General features: G+C 48.9%; 4 protein-coding genes. All 4 read right to left on the reverse strand.

From position 1 onward, the window contains the following. Window positions 1-157: 157 nt before the first annotated feature. A complete protein-coding gene (locus JGK14_RS33310; RefSeq protein ID WP_293187055.1) occupies window positions 158-649 on the reverse strand; it encodes a CRR6 family NdhI maturation factor in 492 nt (163 codons plus the stop codon). Window positions 650-998: 349 nt separating this feature from the next. Then, window positions 999-2,933, reverse strand: a complete 1,935-nt coding sequence (locus tag JGK14_RS33315; protein ID WP_293226750.1) for a DUF3685 domain-containing protein — start codon at window positions 2,931-2,933, stop codon at window positions 999-1,001. 53 nt (window positions 2,934-2,986) lie between these two features. Then, window positions 2,987-5,200: a hypothetical protein gene (locus JGK14_RS33320; RefSeq protein WP_293199318.1), complete on the reverse strand. Its 2,214-nt coding sequence runs from the start codon at window positions 5,198-5,200 to the stop codon at window positions 2,987-2,989. Between the two features lie 692 nt (window positions 5,201-5,892). Continuing rightward, window positions 5,893-6,357, reverse strand: a complete 465-nt coding sequence (locus JGK14_RS33325; RefSeq protein ID WP_293187058.1) for a Fur family transcriptional regulator — start codon at window positions 6,355-6,357, stop codon at window positions 5,893-5,895. Window positions 6,358-6,666: the final 309 nt, after the last annotated feature.

Genomic DNA, 6,666 nt, shown 5'->3' on the forward strand with positions numbered 1-6,666 from the left:
TGGACGAAGAAGGTATTCGGAGATGGAAAATTATCAAATAAAATCTTTAACCCACGGAGGTGGGTTTGGTTTGTGTAGACGCGGTTTCAACCGCCGGGTAATTGAAATACGAGGTGATTGGAACCAGTTTCAACTAACCGCCGATTCATCCAGGAAATCACAAACCCGAATAAGGCACGATGACATCAAAAAAAGCATCATCCAAATCGTAACCAAACATCTGCGACATTGCCATCAACTTCGATTTACTCGGAATTCCCTGCTGGTTCAACCAATCAGTCAACACAAAAATTTTGCTCATCAAAAACATTTCCAAAGCTTCAGGATTGTACTGAATGCCTTGGGTGCGGTGGAATTGGTGCGGCACTAACATCGCGGCATACCGGGCCAATTCTCCGGCTTTCCAATCCAGCAAAAATGGCAGCCAAGGATAACAAGCATCCAACCGAATAAACCACAGCCGCACTTCGGGAAGTTCGGAGATTTCTCGCGGATCTAATTCTTCGCGCGGATACTCAATTTCAAATTGTACCTGTTGTTCGTTTTGGGCGATCGATCCTGTGGCCAGCCACTGTTCAATAACAGTCCGCACCGGAGACAAATCTAAGCTGTTTATGCGATCGGCATCAATCGCTATCATAATACTCATAAAAAGTCAACCTTATAACATTAATTCATTATCTATAATACCATCAATCATCAATTAACAATTACCAATTATCTCTCATCATACTGATTTATCTCAATCCGTTCACTCCCGTACATTGTCCTGTTCACTCTTCGGGTGCCTCTGGTTTTTGAAGCCTGAAGAAGCATGACCGCATATAAGTTATTAGTTATACTCTCATATTCACGGAGGTCATGCTTCGCCCCTACAAACATATTTGCCAAACCCAGATGCACCCCTCGGACAAACGAAATAATTCTGGCAGGCTTTGCGGTTTTTAACCCTTCTCGGACAACTGTCAACTGTCAACTGTCAACTGTCAACTGTTCCCTCAGCCATTTTTGCCAAACTTGCTATCCTGCAAAGAATTGCCAATACCTTGGATAATTCCCCGCCCGATCAAACCAATTCCCCGCCCGATAACTTGAGTCAAAACGTAAACAACAGCAGTACCCAACAGCGAAATAACAGCGCGAACCCTAGGTGCGATCGCATCCCGAGTTTCCAGCACCAAAGTTAAAGCCAACTGCCACCCAGACAACTGTGCTAACTCCAGATTTCTTGGAGCATAAATAGAAATTCTCTTAATTCCAGAATCGCCCAACACAAACAGCCAAAACCTGCTTTCAAAAATAGCTTTAGGTTCTACAAAATAGCTATCCCAGCGATATCTCCACGATAAATCATTCCGAAACCGCTCAATTTCTCGTGTTGAAATCAACTTGCCATCGTAAAAAGTTTGCTTGATTTCCTCAATATCTGCAAAATTATTGAGCAGAGGCTGCACGACTCCGCTAGCAACTTGAATTACCAAATTTTCCAACAAAGCTTCTGCTCGCTGCATCGCTTGCGGGCTGCCAGCAACACAAGAAAGATTGTCAACTGTGAGGGGAATTTCAAATAGCAAATGTGCAAATAAATCAACTGTCATCGGAATTTTATCAAGGATTTCCGTGGCAACTGCTGTTTCATCTGCCAGCAGCACCGGCACCACTTCTACGCCGCTGCCGCCCCATAAATTAGCAGCGATTTCCCCTTGACTTTCTGGCAGTAGTTTCAAGCTTGTTTGACTGCTGTCAACAACCAGATTTTCTCCCGTTTGCAGCGTATAGTATCTGCCAAAAAAATCTATGATTGTCGCTTCCCACAAATCCCGCAAAATAGCAGGCATTTTTTCCGAAAATTGAGTTTGCTGCACTTGCCCCAAGCGCAATTCCTCTAGCAACTCCCGTAACTTCCGCAGGATGGAACTCATCAATTCGTGCTTTTTGGTCGATCGCAAAATATCGATCTCCAAAGGCACGCCAGTCAAATTCACCAAATCCACCTGCAATTTAGCAGCCACCGAGTCAAACAAGCTACCTTGCCAATTATTTGTCAGCACCAAAGATTGACCCGAACCTCGGGAATTCGTGACTTGCAACTGAGAATTATCCCACAAACTCTCCCCTCTTTCTTCTCCCGTCTTTCTTCTCCCCTCGGACTCTTCCTTCTCCCCTCGGACTTCTTCCGACTTCCCTCGGACTTCCAATAACTGACTGACAATCCAACGAGCAGCCAGCAATTCTCGGCGGCGCCCGCTGACTACAATCCCATCTAAAATAGTGGCTAAGTCTGTCGAATCTGCCACTTTGATCTGTTCCAAATCAGCTTTGACAATTGCCAAAGCTGCATCTATTTCTCGCAATCCAGACACACAAAAATAAGCCAGAATTTTTTTGTGTACGGGCGTATCAATTGTCAGACTCTCAGCATTTTCTTCTGGATTGGCTGCGGAATTTTCTATTGTTTTAACCGTCGCTGAATTTAGCTCTATTTGAGAGTTCGCTGGCGTATCTGTCGGCCAATAAGTGCCGCTGGATGCTACCACGCGAATAGCTTCTATTGTCTCGGAAATATCTCTATCTTTAGGACAATAGCCCTTCGCGCCCGCAGCTTGTAACTGCCCCAACTGATCCGGTGCGAGTGGCCCACCTAGGAGCAACAGCGGTAGGTTGGGGTACAAATTTTTGAACTCGCCACAAACTGCCAGCGTCTGTATTAGACCCGATCGCAAACTTAACCTCTCAACAGCCAAAATTACCAAATCAACGGGCTTCTTGGCCCAGAGAGAGGCGGTCGATCGAGCTTCCAGAACCTCCAACGCCTCGGTTCCCGTGCCCACATCTGCGACAACTTCCAAGTCTGGATACTGCTCGCAGGCGACTCTCAGCCCCAGTCGGAAAATGGGGTCGGGATCGATCGACAGCAGTTGTAAATTACTCACTCGATTTTATATTTTAGATGTGAGATGTTAGACGCGCCTCCCCTAAAACCCAATTACTCGGGGATCAAATTAGCATCAGGAGGTCCAGCCGGCTGAGGAATCGAAGGCGCCGGTTCCGGAGCCGGAGCCGGAGGACGAGCAGGTTCTGGAGCCGGAGCTGGGGCCTCCTGTCTGGCGGGCGGATAGTAAGGTTCCGGCTCCCTCGCGGGCGGATAGTAAGGTTCCGGCTCCCTCGCGGGCGGATAGTAAGGTTCCGGAGCCGGAGCTGGAGCCTCTTCTCTGGCGGGCGGATAGTAAGGTTCTGGAGCCGGAGCCGGAGCCTCTTGTCTGGCGGGCGGATAGTAAGGCTCCGGAGCCGGCGCGTACTCTTCCTGTCGCGGAGCCGGCGCGTACTCTTCCTGTTGCGGAGCCGGCGCGTACTCTTCCTGTTGCGGAGCCGGCGCGTACTCGCGAGCGGGCTCCGGCGGCGGCGCAGTGTTGGCTCTGAGTTCGGCGCTCCAGCGCCCGATCGCACCTGCTGCCTCTGAGTGCAGCGCCCTACCGTAACCGACTTGGGAAGCCATATTAATCGCCGCCGACAGACTACCTTGAGATGCTAATTCCGCAGCTCGATCGAGAATCGGACGATCTTGAGCAACTTGCAGTTCGCTCACCCACTGATAGACATTATCCTGAGCTTTAGCGTAAAGAGTCCTACCGCTCTTAATTTCCGAAGCTTTGTCAATAGCCGCGGTCAGTTTTCCTTGCTTGGCCAGGGCGATCGCCTCATCTAAAAAAGGCTGATCTTGAATAACTTCTATGCGTTTCGTCCACTGAGCCAGGAGAGTTTGCGCCTCTACTCTGCGGGGACGGTTTTGAGAGATCAGAAGTACCTGAGCAATGCCGCCCTTAAGTCCTTCAACCGTTCCCGGTGCTACCAACTGCTTCGCCAGGTTCACAAAAGCTTGGTCTTCGATCCGCTGAATTTCGCGGCGCCAAGTAGCCACCAAAGTTTGAGCGTGAACCCGCCGCGGCTGACGAGGCCCGATGGTTTGCGCTTGCTCGATCGCCATCTGAAGCGCCCCGATTTGACCGAAACTCGCGATCGTGCTTGCCACTTGCAGCCGCAGTAAATCTTGAAACTGCACCTGTAAACTTTCAACTTGAACTTGAGCCTGCTTGTACAGAGGTCGGCCAGGAGCAATTTGGCTAGCAGCCCCCTGCCCTTCCAGCAAAGTAAAAATGTGCTGAGCCAGCGGTGTCGATACCGACTGGTTCCACATCACCGCCTGAGCCCTACCCAACTGCATCAAATCTTGAGCTTCCGCAAACAGCGGCGAATCTTGGGGCACCACAGAAGCAGCCTCGATCGCCCCCGGAAGGTCTTTCCCCTTCAACCGCTTAGTCGCCATTGCCAGCAAAGTCCGGCTCCAGCCTTCAATTTCCTTTTCTGCTTTACCGCGGGCAAAAAGCTGCGGGTCTATTTTGCGAGCCAGGACGATCGCCTCAGCGAACTTTTGCGGAGTTCCCTCCTGCGCCAAATTTCTAGCCTCTTGCAAGCGCTGCCAGCCGTTTCTTTCCAGAGAAATTTGCTGGATCAGCTCGTTGTAGCGCTTCTGACTCCAGAAAATATTTTCCAGCTTAAACAGAGCTTGAGCGTAATCCCATGCCTTCCTCAAATCCTCACTTTTCAAAGCTGCTAGCGCTGTATCGTAGAGTTTTTGCCCCTCCTGCCAATTTTTTTCCCAAGCAGTCACAGCATCCTGTACCTCTGGGTAAGACGGACTGGTTTTCGGAATTTTCGCCACAATCGCCAGAGCGCCCTTCAAATCGCCCAGCTCAATTTTTGCCCTGGCAAATGCGAGCATGGCTTTCGACCATTCCCCGATCAAATGTTGGCCCTGCGAGTATAGCGGGTGTTCTTTCGGCCAAGCCTGCACCAGTCCTATTGCCGATTCTAGCTGTTCTAGCTTGCCCGATTTAGCAGCTTGCTGAGCGCAGTAAAGTCGCTCTCCGTCCGCCGCCAATGGCGACAGTTGCTGGCAATTCGGTGGCGGTGGCATCGTCAGCAGCCACAGAAATGCAGCGGCACCCGTTACTCCAAATCCCACCAGGAGACTCAGCCAGATCAGTTGCCACTGCCAAAAAGTTCTTTTCCCCTCCCTCGGCGACGCCGTGAGGGAGGAACTTGCATCGCCTGTCGCCTCTGCACTCAACTGTGCCGTCGGTTTGGGGGATGGGTTGTATTTGGGTGGTGTGTGGAATTGGTCAGATTGTCGTCTCGCCATTACTTCAGCCTGTCCTGTAATGCGCTCTCTCCGTGACACTCCCACATCAAATCATCGATTGCGATGTGGGCTTCTGACTCCTGTTAAGGAGATCTAGAATTTCCTTCAAGGTACTTGCAATTTTTCCCTTTACGGCGTTTTGTAGTGAGGTTCGTGTCTAGCCCCACTGCTTGCTTCCAAGTATTTTAGGCTCAAGAAGCACGTAAATCATACCAGTTATCCAACAATTATTCACTGCTTCCGGTGCAGTTTAGCTGAAAAAACATTAGAAAGCCCCGTCAGTCTAGCGATTTTCAATTTTCGATCTTCGATTTTCGTCTTGACTCCACAGATAAATTTGCCAGGGTTCTGAAAATGTTGCTACACAAAATTTCGATCGATTCGGGCCGACTAAAAAATCAAGCGGGTACTAAACCCGGATTTTCTCCCAACTTTATACGTATAGAGGGTAGAGCTATTTTTTTTACTTAGTGCTACATTTTATTTCCCGATCGCCCAACTTGCCGATCGAGTTTGAGTTTCAAGGTACGTTGTTGGGCTTTAGCCCTCTTTAGAGGTATGTGTAAAGAGGGCTAAAGCCCAACAACGTACCTCGGCCCGATCGAGCCACTATCAATATTTGAATCATTTTATACCTTCAACAGCCACAGCAAAAATATCCCTTTTGCTTCTAACAGTGGCTGCCTCATCATTTACGAAGCTTTTGGCGTATCGCTAGCAGTTGATGCTGCCGTAGCTGACTCTGCCGATCTATATCCGTAGAAATCTATCCGGTAGTCTACAATTTTGACACCTGTTTGCTGTTGGATTTGTTCAATCAAGTCGATCGGCAATTCCACATGAACGTCGAGAATCTGAGCCGTATCCAGACAATTGACATGAGAGTGAGAGTCGCTGACATTCCCGTACAAGCGTCCTTCCGAGCGTTCGATGCACTCAATAATCCCTTCTCTCGACAAAGCTTCCAGATTTTGATAAACAGAAGTATGACCGATCCCCTTTGCTTGTTGGTTCAGGCGATCGTAAATTTCGCGAGCCGAGAGGTGTTCTTTTGCATCCCACAAAAGCTCTAGAATAAATCGACGCTGGCGGCTCAAGCGCATTCCCATAGCCTGACAGCGGTTTAAAGCATCTTCTAATGAACGAATTGGTTTCACAGCTACCGCCTTCTAAAGCCTGCTCGATTTTTTATACTGGTACAATACATTGCACGCCTGTCTATATATAGCTTAATTCTAACGCAGGGTTTCCCAACACTAGAAGCTAGAGGGCAAAAATCTCAAAGATATTGAATTTTTTGTCGTTGCCGGATTAGCCCGCTGCCAGCACGCATCAAAAAATTCTCCTTCTCAAAAATATTGCCTTAACTGCTTCGTAAAACTTACCCAAACTTAACTAAAGCCATCTTTAGCTACAATGAAAGAGTTCACTTCCTGCGCTATTGAGTGGTCGGCCATCCCAAGGTA

The sequence above is a fragment of the Microcoleus sp. PH2017_28_MFU_U_A genome (assembly GCF_020738035.1).
GTDB lineage: Bacteria > Cyanobacteriota > Cyanobacteriia > Cyanobacteriales > Microcoleaceae > Microcoleus.